The organism is Streptococcus sp. FSL W7-1342 (assembly GCF_037966635.1).
Taxonomy (GTDB): Bacteria; Bacillota; Bacilli; order Lactobacillales; family Streptococcaceae; genus Streptococcus; species Streptococcus salivarius_D.
In genome coordinates this window covers 1-15,934 of sequence record NZ_CP150200.1, presented here as the reverse complement: position 1 = coordinate 15,934, position 15,934 = coordinate 1, and the positions used below count along the sequence as shown (strand labels likewise).

Annotated in this window: 14 protein-coding genes; all 14 read right to left on the bottom strand. The window is 38.0% G+C overall.

Going from position 1 to position 15,934, the window contains the following annotated elements:
• Positions 1 to 291: 291 nt before the first annotated feature.
• The 14 genes from NSQ79_RS00070 to dnaA all read right to left on the bottom strand — a co-directional run bounded on the left by NSQ79_RS00070 (position 292) and on the right by dnaA (position 15,934).
• Entirely contained in the window at positions 292 to 1,311 is a 1,020-nt protein-coding gene (locus NSQ79_RS00070; protein WP_171021848.1) for an IS30-like element IS1139 family transposase, read from the bottom strand.
• Positions 1,312 to 1,445: 134 nt separating this feature from the next.
• The gene (ftsH, locus tag NSQ79_RS00065; RefSeq protein ID WP_049528173.1) at positions 1,446 to 3,425 is read right to left on the bottom strand and encodes an ATP-dependent zinc metalloprotease FtsH; all 1,980 of its coding nucleotides are present in this window, start codon (positions 3,423 to 3,425) and stop codon (positions 1,446 to 1,448) included.
• Between the two features lie 19 nt (positions 3,426 to 3,444).
• Entirely contained in the window at positions 3,445 to 3,987 is a 543-nt protein-coding gene (hpt, locus tag NSQ79_RS00060; protein WP_002883962.1) for a hypoxanthine phosphoribosyltransferase, read from the bottom strand.
• 81 nt (positions 3,988 to 4,068) lie between these two features.
• Positions 4,069 to 5,334 carry a tRNA lysidine(34) synthetase TilS gene (tilS, locus tag NSQ79_RS00055; protein ID WP_339313674.1) on the bottom strand — a complete coding sequence of 422 codons (1,266 nt, stop codon included), beginning with the start codon at positions 5,332 to 5,334 and terminating at the stop codon, positions 4,069 to 4,071.
• Entirely contained in the window at positions 5,334 to 6,626 is a 1,293-nt protein-coding gene (locus NSQ79_RS00050) for a serine hydrolase (RefSeq protein ID WP_045769297.1), read from the bottom strand. Before NSQ79_RS00050 ends, tilS begins: the two co-directional genes overlap by 1 nt.
• Positions 6,623 to 6,754, bottom strand: a complete 132-nt coding sequence (locus NSQ79_RS00045; RefSeq protein ID WP_002883955.1) for an SP_0009 family protein — start codon at positions 6,752 to 6,754, stop codon at positions 6,623 to 6,625. Before NSQ79_RS00045 ends, NSQ79_RS00050 begins: the two co-directional genes overlap by 4 nt.
• Positions 6,754 to 7,125 (bottom strand): septum formation initiator family protein, encoded by a 372-nt coding sequence (locus NSQ79_RS00040; protein WP_002886276.1) that lies wholly within the window; start codon positions 7,123 to 7,125, stop codon positions 6,754 to 6,756. The genes NSQ79_RS00045 and NSQ79_RS00040 overlap by 1 nt, the downstream gene beginning before the upstream one ends.
• Positions 7,109 to 7,384 (bottom strand): RNA-binding S4 domain-containing protein, encoded by a 276-nt coding sequence (locus NSQ79_RS00035; RefSeq protein WP_002886275.1) that lies wholly within the window; start codon positions 7,382 to 7,384, stop codon positions 7,109 to 7,111. Before NSQ79_RS00035 ends, NSQ79_RS00040 begins: the two co-directional genes overlap by 17 nt.
• Positions 7,385 to 7,569: 185 nt before the next feature.
• On the bottom strand, positions 7,570 to 11,076 hold the full coding sequence (gene mfd, locus NSQ79_RS00030) for a transcription-repair coupling factor (RefSeq protein ID WP_002886274.1): 3,507 nt from the start codon (positions 11,074 to 11,076) through the stop codon (positions 7,570 to 7,572).
• Positions 11,069 to 11,638, bottom strand: a complete 570-nt coding sequence (gene pth / locus NSQ79_RS00025) for an aminoacyl-tRNA hydrolase (RefSeq protein WP_002886273.1) — start codon at positions 11,636 to 11,638, stop codon at positions 11,069 to 11,071. The genes mfd and pth overlap by 8 nt, the downstream gene beginning before the upstream one ends.
• Before the next feature lie 72 nt (positions 11,639 to 11,710).
• The gene (gene ychF, locus NSQ79_RS00020) at positions 11,711 to 12,826 is read right to left on the bottom strand and encodes a redox-regulated ATPase YchF (protein WP_002883967.1); all 1,116 of its coding nucleotides are present in this window, start codon (positions 12,824 to 12,826) and stop codon (positions 11,711 to 11,713) included.
• A gap of 209 nt (positions 12,827 to 13,035) precedes the next feature.
• A complete protein-coding gene (locus NSQ79_RS00015) occupies positions 13,036 to 13,227 on the bottom strand; it encodes a DUF951 domain-containing protein (RefSeq protein ID WP_002886272.1) in 192 nt (63 codons plus the stop codon).
• A gap of 51 nt (positions 13,228 to 13,278) precedes the next feature.
• Positions 13,279 to 14,415: a DNA polymerase III subunit beta gene (gene dnaN / locus NSQ79_RS00010; RefSeq protein WP_002886270.1), complete on the bottom strand. Its 1,137-nt coding sequence runs from the start codon at positions 14,413 to 14,415 to the stop codon at positions 13,279 to 13,281.
• Positions 14,416 to 14,569: 154 nt separating this feature from the next.
• Complete coding sequence (gene dnaA / locus NSQ79_RS00005; RefSeq protein WP_013989871.1) at positions 14,570 to 15,934, bottom strand: chromosomal replication initiator protein DnaA; 1,365 nt, start codon at positions 15,932 to 15,934, stop codon at positions 14,570 to 14,572.

The following is a 15,934-nucleotide window of genomic DNA, read 5'->3' as shown; positions in this document are numbered from 1 at the left end:
CCTGCACTTGGTTTCTTATTCAGTTCTCAAAGGTCTTTGTCTCTCTTAAGACAACTTCTATATTCTAGCAAATTTAGAATGCCTTGTCAACACTTTTTTTGAAGTTTTTTCACTTCTCGTGTCCGCTGTCTCTCGCGAAACAGCTTATTTATAATATCATCTCTGACCTGTCTTGTCAATAACTTGTATTGATTTTAATTTTCTTTTTTTATAATATTTTTAATAGTATTTCTTCCCCTAATTGTCAAGTCAAGTGCAACAAAGATGTTCCTCTGATTAAGTGAGTATCTTTCAAGCTGTTTGAGTTAGCTCAAACAGCTTTTTTGCGGACTGATAGCCATGAATTCGTCTAGGTCTTTCATTGATAGCCTTTGTATAGTCCTCTAAAAGATTCTGATTTAGTTCTTTTAACGAACACCCCTTCGGAATGAACTCTCTTAGTAGTCCATTGAAATTCTCATTTGTACCTCGTTCATAAGATGAATAGGCATGTGCAAAATAAACATCTAATCCCTCTATCTTACTCAATGATGAAAATTCGTTTCCATTATCTGCAGTTATGGACTTAATGGGATAAAGTTTCATACACTCTAAGACTGCTTGATTGACATACTCTGCTTTCTTTTCCACGAGTTTCTTTGTGACAGCATAGCGTGTTTGTCGTTCTACCAAGGTTAGAATAGAAGGTTCTCCTATTGTCTTTCCACCCAGAACAGAATCGATTTCCCAATCTCCAAAACGGGAACGATTATTGATTTCTTCTGGCCTTTCTTCAATTGACTTTCCTAGATGTTTCTTGGTAGAGGGGCGCTTGGTAAATTTCTTACGGATCCGCACTGCTCTTGGCAAATCAATGACCTTAATCTCTAACAATCCTTGATGGATATAGTTATAGAGCGTCTTGGTTGAAGGAACAACTGCATCTACATGTTGGAGTCTATAGGTATGAACAAAGGTATCCACGCTATGCACCCTTGGTTTCTCTCTCATTGCTTCTGTAAATGCTCTCAGAAAGTCATCCGATACGGAATCCAGTTTCAAATAATAGCTGGCTTCTCTAGCATGACGATAACGGTTATGAGCAGCATCTGCATAATAGTGTTGGTAATAGACCTTTTGCCCATTTACTTTTTTCACTTGTGTTATGGAACCACGATTAATTTCACGAGTAATAGTAGAGCGATTTCTCCCTAGTCTACGAGCAATCTCAGCAGGTTTGAGTCCTACGCTTAAATAAGCTTCAATTTCCCCTCGCTCAGCTTCAGATAAGTGCTTGTATGATTGATTTGTGGTAGAATAATTAGTGGACATGTTCATCTTCCTTTATACTGTTTTTCGCAACTCTAGTATATCAGATGAACATGTCTTTTGTGTTGCACTTCATTTTACAATAGGGCATAGTATTTCTTCTCTCGATTTATCTAAAAAAAGAAGAGTAAAACTCCTTACTCTTCTTCATCTTTATTTTTATTTTCAATTCTTTCTTTGACTTCATCGTAAGATAGGGCATGATTATCTTCTTCTGAATCTCCAAGAGAATCCTCCGGCATCTTACCAGTCTCATAAATTGACTTGATTTGTGCAGCATCAAGTGTTTCATACTTAAGCAAAGCTTCTGCAATGAGAGCATGTGTTTCTCGGTTTGCATTGATAATTTCAGTTGCTTTGTCATGTGCCTCAACTAAAAGTGATCGAATTTCTTCGTCAATAAGTTGAGCTGTATGAGCTGAGTAAGACTTATCTGTCGTAAATTGTCCTGGATTCATCGCATGATTACCTTCATATTGGACTGGTCCAAGTTTTTCGCTCATACCATATTCAGTAACCATTGCACGTGCTAACTGTGTTGCTTGCTCAAAGTCATTTGAAGCGCCTGAGGTTTGAACGTTGAAAATAATTTCTTCTGCAACACGTCCACCCATAAGTCCTGCCAATTGTTCTTTTAGCTCATCTTTAGATGACAACATCTGATCCTCTTTTGGTAGAGAAATCATATAACCACCTGCGCGACCTCGTGGAACAATAGTAACCTTGTGAACATCACGAGCGCTAGAAAGTGTTAAACCAACAATTGTATGACCTGCTTCATGGTAAGCCACAACTTTACGTTCGTGTTCTGAAACTTGGCGGTCTTTCTTAGATGGTCCAGCAATAACACGATCCTCTGCTTCGTCGATATCACTAGCATCAATTCTAGTCTTACTACGTCGTGCGGCAACTAGGGCTGCTTCATTCAAGACATTCTCTAAGTCAGCTCCAACAAAACCTGGAGTTTGTTGAGCAACAACTTTAAGGTCAACATCTTCAGCCAATGGTTTATTCTTCGCATGGACTTTCAAGATAGCTTCTCGGCCTTTTACATCTGGGCGACCAACAAGAACTTTACGGTCAAAACGTCCTGGACGTAGGAGGGCTGGATCAAGAACATCACTGCGGTTGGTTGCAGCAATGACAATGATATTCTCATTTCCATCAAAACCATCCATTTCTATCAACAGTTGGTTAAGGGTTTGTTCACGTTCGTCGTTACCGCCGCCCATTCCAGTACCACGACGACGGCCAACCGCATCGATTTCATCAATAAAGATAATAGCACGTTCGGCCTTCTTAGCGTCTTCAAAAAGACTACGAACACGACTTGCTCCGACACCGACAAACATCTCTACGAAATCAGAACCTGAGATACTAAAGAAAGGAACATCTGCTTCACCAGCAACAGCTTTAGCAAGCAGAGTTTTACCTGTCCCTGGAGGGCCTTCAAGGAGAACACCTTTAGGGATACGTGCACCAAGTGCTTTATATTTTCGTGGATTTTTGAGGAAATCTACGACTTCTACAAGTTCTTCTTTTTCTTCTTCCGCACCAGCCACATCTGTGAAACGAACTTTAATATTCTCTTTTGATTGAGTCTTAGCACGGTTGCGGCCAAAATTCATTGCACCGCGGTTACCACCTTGATTCATCATGAAAAGGAAGAAAATAGCAATCCCAATCAAAGGTAGGTAACTAAAAAGATATGAAATCCAAGCACCACTTGAACTTTCACGTATCATTTTAACATTAACATCAGCTGCTTCTGATGCTGACTGCAATTTCTGCATGGTTGTTTCATTCTGCAGCACAGTCGATGTAAAGCTACGTGTCTCTGATGATGCACTACCTAAAAATGGTAGACTAAGGTCAGTATCAACCTTTTCAGCCTTTTTGTAGCTACCTTTAACTTCAATGATACTACCGTCTGGCTGATAAGTGATAGATTTTACCTTACCATCTTCAATTTTCTTAACCAACTGTGTGTAAGACAATTGTTGACTTGGGCTTTGGCTTCCTCCTGCAAAGTATTGTACTCCGGTTACAACCGCAATAATAACTATGATGTAGAGAAAAGCGTTCCGTAAGAAGCCATTATTATTTTTATTATTCATAAATTAATTAGACCTTTACTTATTTTGTATAAATTTCTTCTTTTAGGACACCGACATAAGGGAGGTTACGGTATTTTTCATCATAGTCTAGTCCGAAACCAACGATAAATTCATTAGGAACATCGTAACATACGTAATCTGCCTCAATATCAACAACACGACCTTCTGGTTTATCAAAAAGAGTTGCGATTTTGACTGAATTGGCTTTACGGTACTTGAACATATCTCGAAGATAAAGGAGCGTACGACCTGTATCAATGATATCTTCAATAAAGATGATGTCTCGTCCTTCAACATTAGTGTCAACATCTTTAAGAATCTTTACTTCACCACTGCTGACAGTTCCACCACCATAACTTGAAACGACCATAAAGTCCATCTCAATATGGGTATCGATATGTTTGATAAGTTCTGCCATAAATGGAACAGCACCTTTCAAAACACAGACTAGTAGAGGATTTTTCCCCGCATAATCCTCTGTCAATTGTTGTCCTAGTTCTTTAGTTTTAGCTACGATATCCTCTTGGGAAAAGAGGACTTTTTTAATGTCTTTTTCTAACATTTGGGTTCCCTTTCTCGAAGTCAATATTCTGTTATTATACCACTTTTACTTCAATCATCGTTATTTGAACATGGTATTTGATTAGAAATTCTTATAAATGACTACAGTGCCATAAAGTATAGCATTTTCAGGTCTTTTTTTCAAATAGAGACGCCCAGCAACATAAAGAAAAATAATCTGATCATCTTGTTCTCCTATAATGGCTTTTTGACGATCCTTCTCTAAAATCTTATTGTCTATAAATAGTCGTCTTAATTTTTTATGGTGACTACCAAGGTCAATCTTATCGCCTTCTTTTCTATGACGAATCACTATAGGGGAATCTGACCAAATACTAATAGTATCTGCGTTAGAAACGTCATTGAATTCTGAAAAAGTCAAGGTATAATCCTCAAACTCAACAGATTTTCCAAATTCTAAGAGACAAGAAGGGGATAAAGAGATAGCCTCTTCTTTCCTTATTAGGAAAGAAGTCTGTGTTTTTACTAGTTCATAACCATTTTTTAGGGGAATCTTTCCTGAACCATTTTTCCTTAGATAACTTATCAATTGATTAAATTGGCCTTTAGAAAGCTGTAAATCAGGAAAGGTATCTAAATAGTTCTGAAGAAGAAAGAGCTGGACAGCATCTGACTGTTGCTGAAAAACAGATAAATCAGTAATAGTAATATCCTTTGTTAACTCCCCTAAAGCTTGCTTCATAAGACCAATCTCCTCGGCTAAAAGACAAAGGTGCTCCTTAAATTTAGGATTTTCCTGAGATAAGGTAGGAAGATAGGTCAATCTGATGCGATTCCGAAAATAGGCTAGTGACGTATTACTCCTATCTTCAAAATGGAAAGTTACGGGAAGCCGATCTTTCGTAAGATGCAAAAAGGGACGAATAATCTGACCAGTACCAAATGGTCTGATAGCTGAAATTCCTGTCAGGTGTCTTAAACGACTTCCTCTCAACAGTCTCATAAAAATCGTCTCTGCTTGATCATCTGCATGATGGGCTGTTACAAGAGCAGAGTAATCATAATCTTTCATGACCCGCTTAAAAAACTCATAGCGAAAGGTACGGGCAGCATTTTCTGAAAACTTTCCTGAGAAGGTACTATAGTGAAAAGGGACCTTATGTTCCTCTGCCCAATGACGTAAATACGCTTCTTCATGCTCCGACTCTTGTCGTTGTTTATGGTTAACGTGAGCAATTCCCAACTGAATATCCAAATCTTTTTGATGGTTATACAAAAAGTGCAGCAAACTCATAGAGTCTGCTCCACCTGATACTGCTACTAAAATTTTCTTGTGCTGGTTAAAATAACCCTTGGCTTGCATCATTTGCAACAATTTTTGTGTCATTATTTTAAAATTCCATAAACATCATCTGCAATTGAGGTGATTTTGTCATAGCCCTCTTTATCCGTAAAAATCGATAGAATAAAGGGAGAATCTGCATAAACAATAGCGACGTCATGTTTAAAGTCGTAGGCATCACCAATTTTATGAGCGACAGGCACATCAATGTTTTTGGAAATACGTTCGCCATCATAGTCCGTACTTGAAAGATAATTGATAATATCTCCATTTTGTCTGTAAACAGCTTCCATCAAAGTACCTGCGGCTCTAGCAGTCAACTCCTTTTTATCCATATTCCACGAAGTCGCTGCGGCTTTATCTACTGATTTTTGGAAGGCCTTGTCATACTGATTAGTTACATAATAACCTAATATATTTGTCGCTACATTATCTGAGTTTTGGGCTACAGCCTTTAACAGATTTTCCAAGCTATAATTCTTATCATCAGGCATCTTACTAATCTTTCCAGAACCATCTGGATCATAGGCACCTGGAAAACCATTCACAGCTGCGGTATATTGATACTCATCTGATAATGATAATTTCTTTTGAGACAGACGTTCCTGTGCATAATAAAGTACTCCAAGCTTGGCTACGCTTGCTGCATACATGCTTTTTTCGTCATTGATAGCAGCTACTCGGTCCGTATCAAGCTGTTTAACATAAACTGAGATGCGCTCTTGATTGTTATACTTCTCATTAAGGACTTTTTGAACAGCCTCGATGCGATTGTCAGTCGTTGATAAATCAGAAGCGTTAATCCACCCCTCTCCGTCTACCAAATAGTAGGTTCCTGCATGCGTCTGAGCTGCTTGGCTAACCTTAATGGGTTTAAAACTAGCGAGTTTGGAGTCAGCTTTTTCAGTTCCTAAAACGTAAGGTTCTTTGTATACCGTTAAACCATCTTTAGTCCAGAAGGTCATATCTACTGGTTTTCGATTATAGATACTGTCGTCTACAATTGATTTCTGACTAGCGGCTACATAATCACCATCTTGAAGTTGGAAAACAGGCTCACCTTTAGCATTCCAAAAAATAGCAGAAATCGATAGTTTGGTATCCGCTTGGATACTAGTTTTAAATTCTGTTAAATCCTTGTTCTTATAAGTTAGGATAGTTGTTATCGTTCTTGGATTTTTAGGAATCTGTTTAAATTGAGTTAAGCTAGCTGTAGTATTTTGAGTCAATTTTTGGACCTGCTTTGGGGTCAGAGTTAGCTCCTTCTCCATAGGAAGTAAGACCAGGGGGCTAGAAGATACAAGCACAACAGTTGCAGCTATTAAGAGCTTTTTCATGCTTGCTTCTTCACCTCCTCTTTCCTCGGTAATTCCGTTTTAAGTTGCTGATTTTTTTCTGATAGTTCCTCTAACTTGGCTTCTGAATAGGTTAAAAAAGTTTCTACAGTTTTTAGTAAATCTTTCATTAGGGTAATAAGCTTGGTACAGGATAGATTGACTCTCCTTCACGTGAATAATAGTACTTAGCACGCGCATATTTCTCGGCGAAAGCATCATCCTTAAGTTTCTTAGCCAAATCCTTTCGTTCCTTTGTCTGATCTGACAATTTATCATAGTCTTTCTGAAGCGACAAGACTTCCTTCTCTTGCTGTTTGATATTCATATAGGTCTCAACCAGATTGTAGGTTGGCAAGATAAAGAGTAAAACAACCACAAAGAGAATCCACCCCATAAAGCGATTCCTTTGTTCGTGTTCGGCACGCTCTAATCGTTGCTCTTGATTGGCATTATCAATGTAATCGTTCGTAAGCTGTACAATATTAGGCTTCTTGCTCATCTGCTTCAATCCTTGTTTCACTTATAATCTCGTACATTTTTGTCGCATCTTCTTTTTTAGTACTGTCTTTCATTTCTAAAACACGTACAGTTAGAAGTTTATTTCCAAAACGAACTTCCACTTGGTCACCAATTTTTAAATCTGTAGATGACTTAGCGAGTACTCCATTTACTTTTATACGTCCTTTATCAGCCACTTCTTTAGCAACTGGACGGCGTTTGATAATTCGTGATACTTTTAAATATTTGTCTAATCTCAATGTTACTATTTCCTTTTCGTTAGGATATCTCTTCTATGATAGCATTTTTTTGAGAAAATAGGGGACTAAAGCCTTTTCAAGTACAAAAATAAGAGAATCGACACTAGTCGACCCTCTCAGGAGATTTATGAAAAAGAAAAGTTTTAGGATGTTTTATAGTATAGAGAGACTTACTTAAACTTTCCTTAAGCTTCCTTTTTTTCTTTACGTTCTTTGATTTCCATAAATGTCTGTCCAAAAACTTTTAATTCTTCAAGAATCTCATAGTCTTTCTTGTTACGAACATCAAAAGTAATCTCTACTTTCCCCTGGTTATCACTGATTTTTGCTTTTAAATGCGTTTTAGAGATGGCTTCGAAATAGTCTTGAGTCAAGAAGAATTTAAGAGAGGCTTTTTCGAAACGAACAATAATAGTATCGTTCTTACGCTCGACTAATTCTGCAAAGGCAGCATCCAAATAGGCCTTAACCAGACCAATCTCAATGAGATAGGCAACTTGGTCTGGATATTCTCCAAAGCGGTCAATAAGCTCATCTTGAAGGTCTTGATAGTCTTTCTGATTCTCAATTTCTCGAATACGCTTATAAATTTCAATTTTTTGGCGCTCGTCAGAAATATAGTCAGAAGGGAGGTAAGCATCAATCTGAAGATTGAACTCTGCATTTCCTTTACGGCGAACTTGAGTTTTACCTTGACGTTTATTGATAGCCTCTTCCAAGAGTTGTGAGTACATTTCGAACCCGACTGAGTCGATGAATCCACTTTGAGAAGCACCAAGAATATTCCCGGCACCACGAATTGATAAATCACGCATGGCAATTTTGAAACCTGATCCAAGTTCTGTAAAGCCCTTAATAGCATCCAATCGCTTCTCAGAGACTTCCGTCAACACTTTATCAGGACGATACATGAGATAGGCATAAGCAATTCGATTACTACGCCCCACACGACCTCTCAACTGATAAAGAGTAGATAAGCCCATATGATCTGCATTCTCAATGAAGAGTGTATTAACATTAGAGATATCAATCCCTGTCTCGATAATGGTCGTTGCTACCAAAACATCGTAATCACCATTCAAGAAATCCAAGAGAGTATTCTCCAACATAACCTCACTCATCTGACCATGAACAAATCCGATACGTGCTTCAGGGACCAGCTCATGTAGTTCAGAAACTTTTTGATCAATGGTTTCAACACGATTATAAACATAAAAAATCTGGCCGCCTCGGTCCATCTCTCTTAATATCGCTTCTCGAATAAGACCAGGATTGGTTTCCATAACATAAGTTTGAACTGGATAACGGTTGGTAGGTGCTGTCTCAATAATCGACAAATCACGAATACCTAACATAGACATATGAAGCGTACGAGGAATAGGTGTCGCAGTTAGCGTAAGGACATCAACCTTAGCTTTCAACTCCTTAAGTTTCTCTTTATGCTTCACGCCAAAACGTTGTTCTTCATCAATTACTAGCAAGCCTAAATCAGAAAACTTAACATCTTTGGATAGCAGGCGATGGGTACCGATAATAATATCAATACCCCCTTTAGCTAGATTTTCAATAGTCTCATTTTGCTCTTTTTTACTTCTAAAACGACTGAGTTCATCTACCTCAACAGCATGATTTTCAAAACGTTCTTTAAAATTCAGATAGTGCTGATGGGCAAGAACTGTTGTAGGAACTAGGATAGCAACTTGCTTTCCATCATTGACCGCCTTGAAGGCAGCTCGCATAGCTACCTCTGTCTTACCAAAACCAACATCACCCACCAAGAGACGATCCATGGGTTTGTCTGACTCCATGTCTGCCTTAATTTCCTTGATAGAACGCAATTGATCCTCTGTCTCAGCATAGGCAAAATCATCTTCGAAATCCCTTTGATTATCATCATCTGGTGAAAAAGCAAAACCTTTAAGTTGACTACGCTCAGCGTAAAGTTTTAAGAGATCATCAGCAATATCCTCTACTTGCTTGCTTACTTTTTGTTTAGTTTTTTGGAAACGCCCATCATTGAGTTTATTAATTTTAGGCTCTTTCCCGTCCGCTGACACATACTTAGAGAGACTCTCAATCTGCTCAACAGGTAGAGAAATTGTTGCAGCATCCTGATATTGGATGGTCAAGTAGTCACGATGCACCCCTTTAATCTCAATAGTCTCGATACCTTTAAATTGCCCGATACCATGAGTCTGGTGTACAACATAATCACCTTTTTCAAGTTCATTGTAATCTTTGAGACGCTCAGCATTGGAAACGTGACTGGCACGCGCACGACGTTTTACTTTTTTATGAAAAATCTCACGTTCAGTGACAAGAACAAGCTTTTCATCCGCAAAGTAAAAACCATTGGATAAGTTTCCTAAGACTAACTGAGGCTTATGAGGTATCAAATCTCCAAAACTACTAAGGGGTAAATCTAAATCATATTCTTCCAAGGTTTCCTTCAAAGATTTGAGCTGCTTCTCAGACCCCACTTGTAAAATAACTGTTGCCTTATTCTTGGTATAGCGATGTATTTCATCAACTAGAAGTGGGAACTGGTTGAAGAACTCCTGCATAGGGTATTGCGTGAATTGATACAACTTATCAAATTTAAGATTTCCCAATCCCTTATGAAAATTCGAAAAGAAACTAGCTGGCTGATAGTTACGTAAAGTCTTAAATGAATCCACTAAGTAATTTAGATGACTCAGAGACTTGCCCTGATGAAGATCCTCAGTTAAAAGATTAGCCACTTCCAACTCAAGACGTCCATGGCGGTCCACTATCTTTTGAAAATCATCAATGAATACAGGAGTTCCCTTTGGAAGGTAGTCAAATAAGGTGTAAGCTTTATCATAAAAAAGAGACAAAAACTTACGTAAATCTTTATGACGGTAACCATCAATCGTAACCGACAGGACCTCCTCAAGGTAAGCCTTATGAGGACCTTCTGCCTTTGAGACCGCACTTTCTAGGGCCTTCTCAGCACGTTGGTAATCTTCTCTTGTTAAGATAATATCATCTGCCGGAGATACGATAATATGCTCTAAATTGTCTAAAGATTTCTGACTATCGCTATCAAACTGACGAATACCATCAATCTCATCTCCAAAAAATTCTAAACGGTAGGGGAGTTCTGCAGTCAGTTCATAAATATCTAAAATATCGCCCCTACGACTGAACTCACCAGGGGAGAGAACCTGCTCTACTCTTTGGTATCCAATATGAGTCAGATGCTTACTGAGAGCCTCTAAATCATGTTCCTCCCCTAGTGTTAAGTCAATGCGAGAGTCTTTATAAACCTCAGGATTAGGCAAATGTAACTTAGTACCAACTAAACTCGTAACCAAGATTCCACTTGACTCTTTATCTATTAAAAAATTAAGACTTTCGAGACGAGAATGGGTCTTTTCTGGAGAAGCGAAGATAAACTCTGCAGCTACTACATCATCTGCAAAAAAAGAATAAACCTTATCCTCTCCTAAGATAGCTGACAAATCTCCTGTTAGTTGCTCAGCTTCATTTTGTGTTGAAGTAACGATTAGAATCTTAGGAACCTGCTCAGAAAGGGCAGATGCCATGACAACTGCCTTGCTGGAACCAGAAAATCCCATAACCAACTGTCTACTCAATAAAGTTACTTTATCACTCCACTCAAGCAATTGAGGATTCTTCTCAAAAAGATCTAATAGGGTATTAGCCATTATAACGCCTCATAGTGTCTTCGAAATCATTGGTTTTAAGGTAATGATTGAGGGCCGTCTCTACCTTGTCTAAAGTCAGTAAAATTGTGGCATAATCATCTTCACTAAATTTTCCAAGGACATGATTAACGACCGTCATTCCTTTCTGTGGGCGGCCAATACCAATTTTTATACGGTCAAATTCTTGAGTGCCAGTTTCAGCAATGATAGATTTAATCCCATTATGACCACCTGCTGAACCTTTTTGACGAAAGCGCAATTTCCCAACTTCCATATCTAAGTCATCGTAAATAACGATAAAATCCTCCATGGGAATATTGTAATAAGCTAGCAATGCTCTAACAGCTAGACCAGATAGATTCATAAAGGTCGTTGGTTTCACAAAATAAACCTTTTCATCGTTTAAAAAGGTCGAAGCCACTTCAGCCTTAAAGGTCTTTTCTTCAGAAAAAGTTAATCCTAGTTCCTTAGCCATTAGGTCAATGGCCATAAAACCAACATTGTGACGTGTCTCATGGTATTTTGAACCAGGATTTCCCAAGCCAACTACTAATTTTGTCATTATTTCTCCTCTTTGATAAACAGCAAAAGGACTGAAAAATACTTTTCAGCCTTGTGCACTATTTTTTATTTTCTAAACGTTGAAACGGAATTCCATGATGTCGCCATCTTGAACAACATATTCTTTTCCTTCTTCACGAAGGCGACCAGCTTCCTTAACAGCTTTCTCAGAACCATATTTAATAAGATCATCGTAAGACATGGTTACAGCACGGATAAAGCCTTTCTCGAAGTCAGAGTGGATAATTCCAGCTGCCTGTGGAGCCTTGATGCCTCGTTTAAAGGTCCAAGCACGTACTTCTTTCTCACCAGCAGTAAAGTAAGTTCCAAGACCAAGCAAGTGATAGGCTGCGCGTGTCAGTTTATCAACTCCTGATTCTGTCAAACCAAGGTCTTCCAAGAACATTTCTTTGTCTTCATCATCCAATTCAGAAATTTCTTCTTCAACACGTGCCGAGATAACAACTACTTCTGCATTTTCAGTCGCTGCAAACTCACGAATTTGTTTGACATAATCAATATCATCAGGATTTGCGACTTGGTCTTCATCAACGTTAGCCACATAAAGTACTGGTTTTGTTGTCAAGAGGAAGAGTCCCTTAACAATTTTTTGCTCTTCCTCAGTAAAATCAATCGTACGTGCAGACTTACCATCTTCTAGAACAGGTTTAATCTTTTGAAGAATATTAAACTCTGCCACAGAATCTTTATCTTTTTGTGTACGAGCAATTTTTTCGACACGCGCATAACGTTTGTTAATTGATTCAAGGTCAGCCAAAATCAATTCTAGGTTGATTGTATCAATATCAGCCATCGGATCTACAAAGGCATCCTCACGCCCTTGTTCACGCATAACATTTTCATCATCGAAAGCACGAACCACATGGACAATCGCATCTACTTCACGAATGTTCGCTAAGAACTTATTTCCAAGACCTTCACCCTTTGATGCTCCTTTTACGATACCCGCAATATCTGTGAACTCAAATGTGGTTGGAACTGTCTTTTTAGGGGTAATAAGTTCAGTCAGTTTCGTCAAACGCTCATCTGGTACCTCAACCATTCCGACGTTTGGATCAATTGTCGCGAAAGGATAGTTAGCAGCTTCCGCACCCGCTTTTGTAATTGCATTGAAAAGAGTTGATTTACCAACGTTTGGCAAACCAACGATACCTGCTGTTAAAGCCATTAATTTATTTCTCCATAAAAAAGTAATTCAGTTAATTATAACACAAAAATTGTTAAAAATAGGCAACTTCCCTTTGAGAATCATAAAAAGGAAAGCAAGGCAAAGAATGCTATAAAGAAGATAATTAGGGACTCTAGAAAGTTTTTATATTGCTAGTAAACTAATTTTCTTAACACAAGAACCTCATTATATAGACTCCCCAATGTCTGTTATAAAACCTTCTTAAGTTTCTTTTCGAAATCATGACGACTCATCATAACCACATGATCACAATTCGTACAACGAATCTTAATGTCAGCTCCAAGACGGGTCACTTCCCATTCATTAGCTTTTTTTCCTGTTGCTTTGATGGTACAAGCATGTGGTTTTTTCATTTCAACTAAACTTCCAATTTGGTACATAGACTTCCTCTCTAGTAAAAAAGTTATCCACAGTGGATAACTTTTTCGATTTTAGTTTGTTCTTACAGGTGTAATCAATTGAATAAAATTCTCACTGTCATCTGCTGGCGTCAAAGTAAATGGACGCACTGGTGAAATGAAACGTACACGGACAGTCTCACTCTTAAGAGCTTTCAAAGCATCTATTAGGTAGGTTGGGTTGAAACTAATGACCAGATCACTACCAGAAACATCTTGCACATCAATATCCTCATTCACCTTTCCGACTTCTGGTGAATTAACATGGGCACTGACACTGCCATTGATGATTTCGAGTTTGACGGTACCACTTTGACTAGCATTAGAAATCAAATATGAACGTTCCATAGCAGAACGAAGGCTAGCTGTCTCGAAAACAACTTCTGTTTCAAATGAATCAGACAAGAGACGATTCGTGTCTGGATAATTTCCTTCAAGTAGACGTGTATAGAAAGAAATTGTTTCACTACGGAATAGAATTTGATTTGCTGAGAAGAAAACCTCTATGTTTTCAATATCATCGCTAAAGACTGCCGATAATTCTTTAAGTGAGCGACTTGGGATTACAACATCAAAGTTATCTGCAGAATGCTCCAAAACAAGTTGGCGTTGGCTCATACGGTGAGAGTCAGTTGCTACAGCTTTGAGATCTTTATGATTTGAAAGAACGAAGTGAACACCGGTTAAAATTGGACGACTTTCTTGGGTGCTTGCTGCGAATGAAGTTTCAGCAATGATAGATTTTAACACTTTTGTGTCCATGAGTAATGGCGTCAAGCTATCAACTTCCTGAATACGGGGATATTGTTCAACATCTTTCCCTTTCAAGGTAATTTCTGATTTACCACTTTTCAGTAAAACTTGGTATTGTTCAATTTCTTCAAAAGTAAGGGTAACATCAGGCAAGCTTGAGACAACATTAATGAAAAAGTTTGCTTCCAAAAGGATACTACCTGGCTGTGTAATTAAGAGGCCTGCATTTTCTTCTGAAACTGAGATACTATTTTCAATTGAGATTTGCCCATTTGATCCTGTCAAATAGATACCATCACTGGTAACTTCGATTTTAATCGTTGATAGAATTGGGATAGCATTTTTAGAAGAAATAGCACGGCGAGTTGTATGAAGTGCTTGTAAGAAATAAGCTTTATTAATCGCAAATTGAATCATGATGCTCCTTTATTTTATTAGTATTATTTTAGTAGTAGTAGTAGGTCTTGTGGACACTGTGCATAAGTCTACAAAACATAGTTTTATCAAGGCTTTAAACTTGTGCACAGCCTGTGGAAAAGTTTGGATAATTTTCAATAGTTATCCACAAGTGTCATTTTATCTTGTTTTTGATGGTATCAATTTCAATGCGTAAACTGTCATCTTGAGCAATCATATTTTTGATTTTATTGTATGCATGTAGGACAGTTGAGTGATCTCTTCCTCCAAATTCTTTTCCAATTTTTGGAAGGGAGTTATCAGTCATTTCACGCGCAAGATACATGGCTACCTGACGTGCCAAGACAATATTTTGTGTTCGTTTAGTTGCTTTAATCTCTTTTACTGTGACATTATAAAATTTTCCTACCTCAGTTTGGATATCCTCAATCGGAATAAGAGTTAACTTAGGACCATCCATTTTACGTGCGCGAATGGCTTCAGCAGCTACTTCAACTGTGATAGTATCTAACTGGCGAACATTGGCAACTAAGCTAATATCTTTTAAGGCTCCTTCTAGGTCACGGACATTTGAATCAAATTGGCCAGCTAAATACTCAATTGTTTCAGGAGGAAAATGATAATCATAGTCCATAATCTTATTAGTAAGAATGGCCACTCGCGTTTCAAAATCAGGTGGTGTGATGTTGACGGTTAACCCCCATTTAAAGCGCGTGACAAGACGCTCTTCCATCTCGTTCAATTGATCTGGATTACGGTCGCTGGTCAGGACAATTTGTTTATTATTATTGTGAAGGACATTGAAAGTATTGAAAAATTCCTCTTGAGTGGCTTGCGTTGATTTTTTAGCCAATGATTGAATATCATCAATTAAGAGAACGTCCAGATGACGGTATTTAAGTTTTAGTTCATCCATTTTATCTAAACGGATATGGACAACAAATTCATTAATGAAATTCTCTGCAGTAATGTATTTGATACGTGCTTGAGGATTATCATGTAAGACCTTGTTACCAATGGCATTGAGTAAGTGAGTTTTTCCGAGACCAGGTCCTCCATAAATAAATAGAGGGTTATACGTAGCTCCTGGTGAATCAGCTACAGCTAAAGATGCAGCAACTGACCAACGGTTTTCATCCCCCTGAATAAAATTATCAAAGGTGTATTTACTATTTAAGTCAGAGTCCAATGTAGGAAGAGCAGGTGTTTGCGGTTCCTTTTTATTGCCAAAGTCATTGTTTGTTACAGTTGAATTTGCCTCGTTTAAGAGTGCTTCGTCAAAGACGTACTCAACTTTGATTTCACTATTATAGGCTTCAAAACCAGCCATCAAAATGAAAGATTGCATATTCTTTTCCCAGAATAGCTTTTTGACTTCCTCAAGCAGAATTGTAGCAACGTTATCTTGAACTTTGATGAGCTTGGTATCTAGGACATAATAATCAAAAGTGGCTTGTGTTAGTTCCTCTTTGGCCAGCTCTAAGAGCTTATTCCAAAAAAAATGCTCTTTTTCGGTCAT

Excerpts from the sequence above, each read along its gene's own strand:
- dnaA (WP_013989871.1), bottom strand. The coding sequence starts at position 15,934 with ATGACCGAAAAAGAGCATTTTTTTTGGAATAAGCTCTTAGAGCTGGCC.
- ychF (WP_002883967.1), bottom strand. The coding sequence starts at position 12,826 with ATGGCTTTAACAGCAGGTATCGTTGGTTTGCCAAACGTTGGTAAATCA.
- dnaN (WP_002886270.1), bottom strand. The coding sequence starts at position 14,415 with ATGATTCAATTTGCGATTAATAAAGCTTATTTCTTACAAGCACTTCAT.
- NSQ79_RS00045 (WP_002883955.1), bottom strand. The coding sequence starts at position 6,754 with ATGAAAGATTTACTAAAAACTGTAGAAACTTTTTTAACCTATTCAGAA.
- NSQ79_RS00015 (WP_002886272.1), bottom strand. The coding sequence starts at position 13,227 with ATGTACCAAATTGGAAGTTTAGTTGAAATGAAAAAACCACATGCTTGT.
- pth (WP_002886273.1), bottom strand. The coding sequence starts at position 11,638 with ATGACAAAATTAGTAGTTGGCTTGGGAAATCCTGGTTCAAAATACCAT.
- NSQ79_RS00050 (WP_045769297.1), bottom strand. The coding sequence starts at position 6,626 with ATGAAAAAGCTCTTAATAGCTGCAACTGTTGTGCTTGTATCTTCTAGC.
- hpt (WP_002883962.1), bottom strand. The coding sequence starts at position 3,987 with ATGTTAGAAAAAGACATTAAAAAAGTCCTCTTTTCCCAAGAGGATATC.
- NSQ79_RS00040 (WP_002886276.1), bottom strand. The coding sequence starts at position 7,125 with ATGAGCAAGAAGCCTAATATTGTACAGCTTACGAACGATTACATTGAT.
- mfd (WP_002886274.1), bottom strand. The coding sequence starts at position 11,076 with ATGGCTAATACCCTATTAGATCTTTTTGAGAAGAATCCTCAATTGCTT.
- ftsH (WP_049528173.1), bottom strand. The coding sequence starts at position 3,425 with ATGAATAATAAAAATAATAATGGCTTCTTACGGAACGCTTTTCTCTAC.
- tilS (WP_339313674.1), bottom strand. The coding sequence starts at position 5,334 with ATGACACAAAAATTGTTGCAAATGATGCAAGCCAAGGGTTATTTTAAC.
- NSQ79_RS00070 (WP_171021848.1), bottom strand. The coding sequence starts at position 1,311 with ATGTCCACTAATTATTCTACCACAAATCAATCATACAAGCACTTATCT.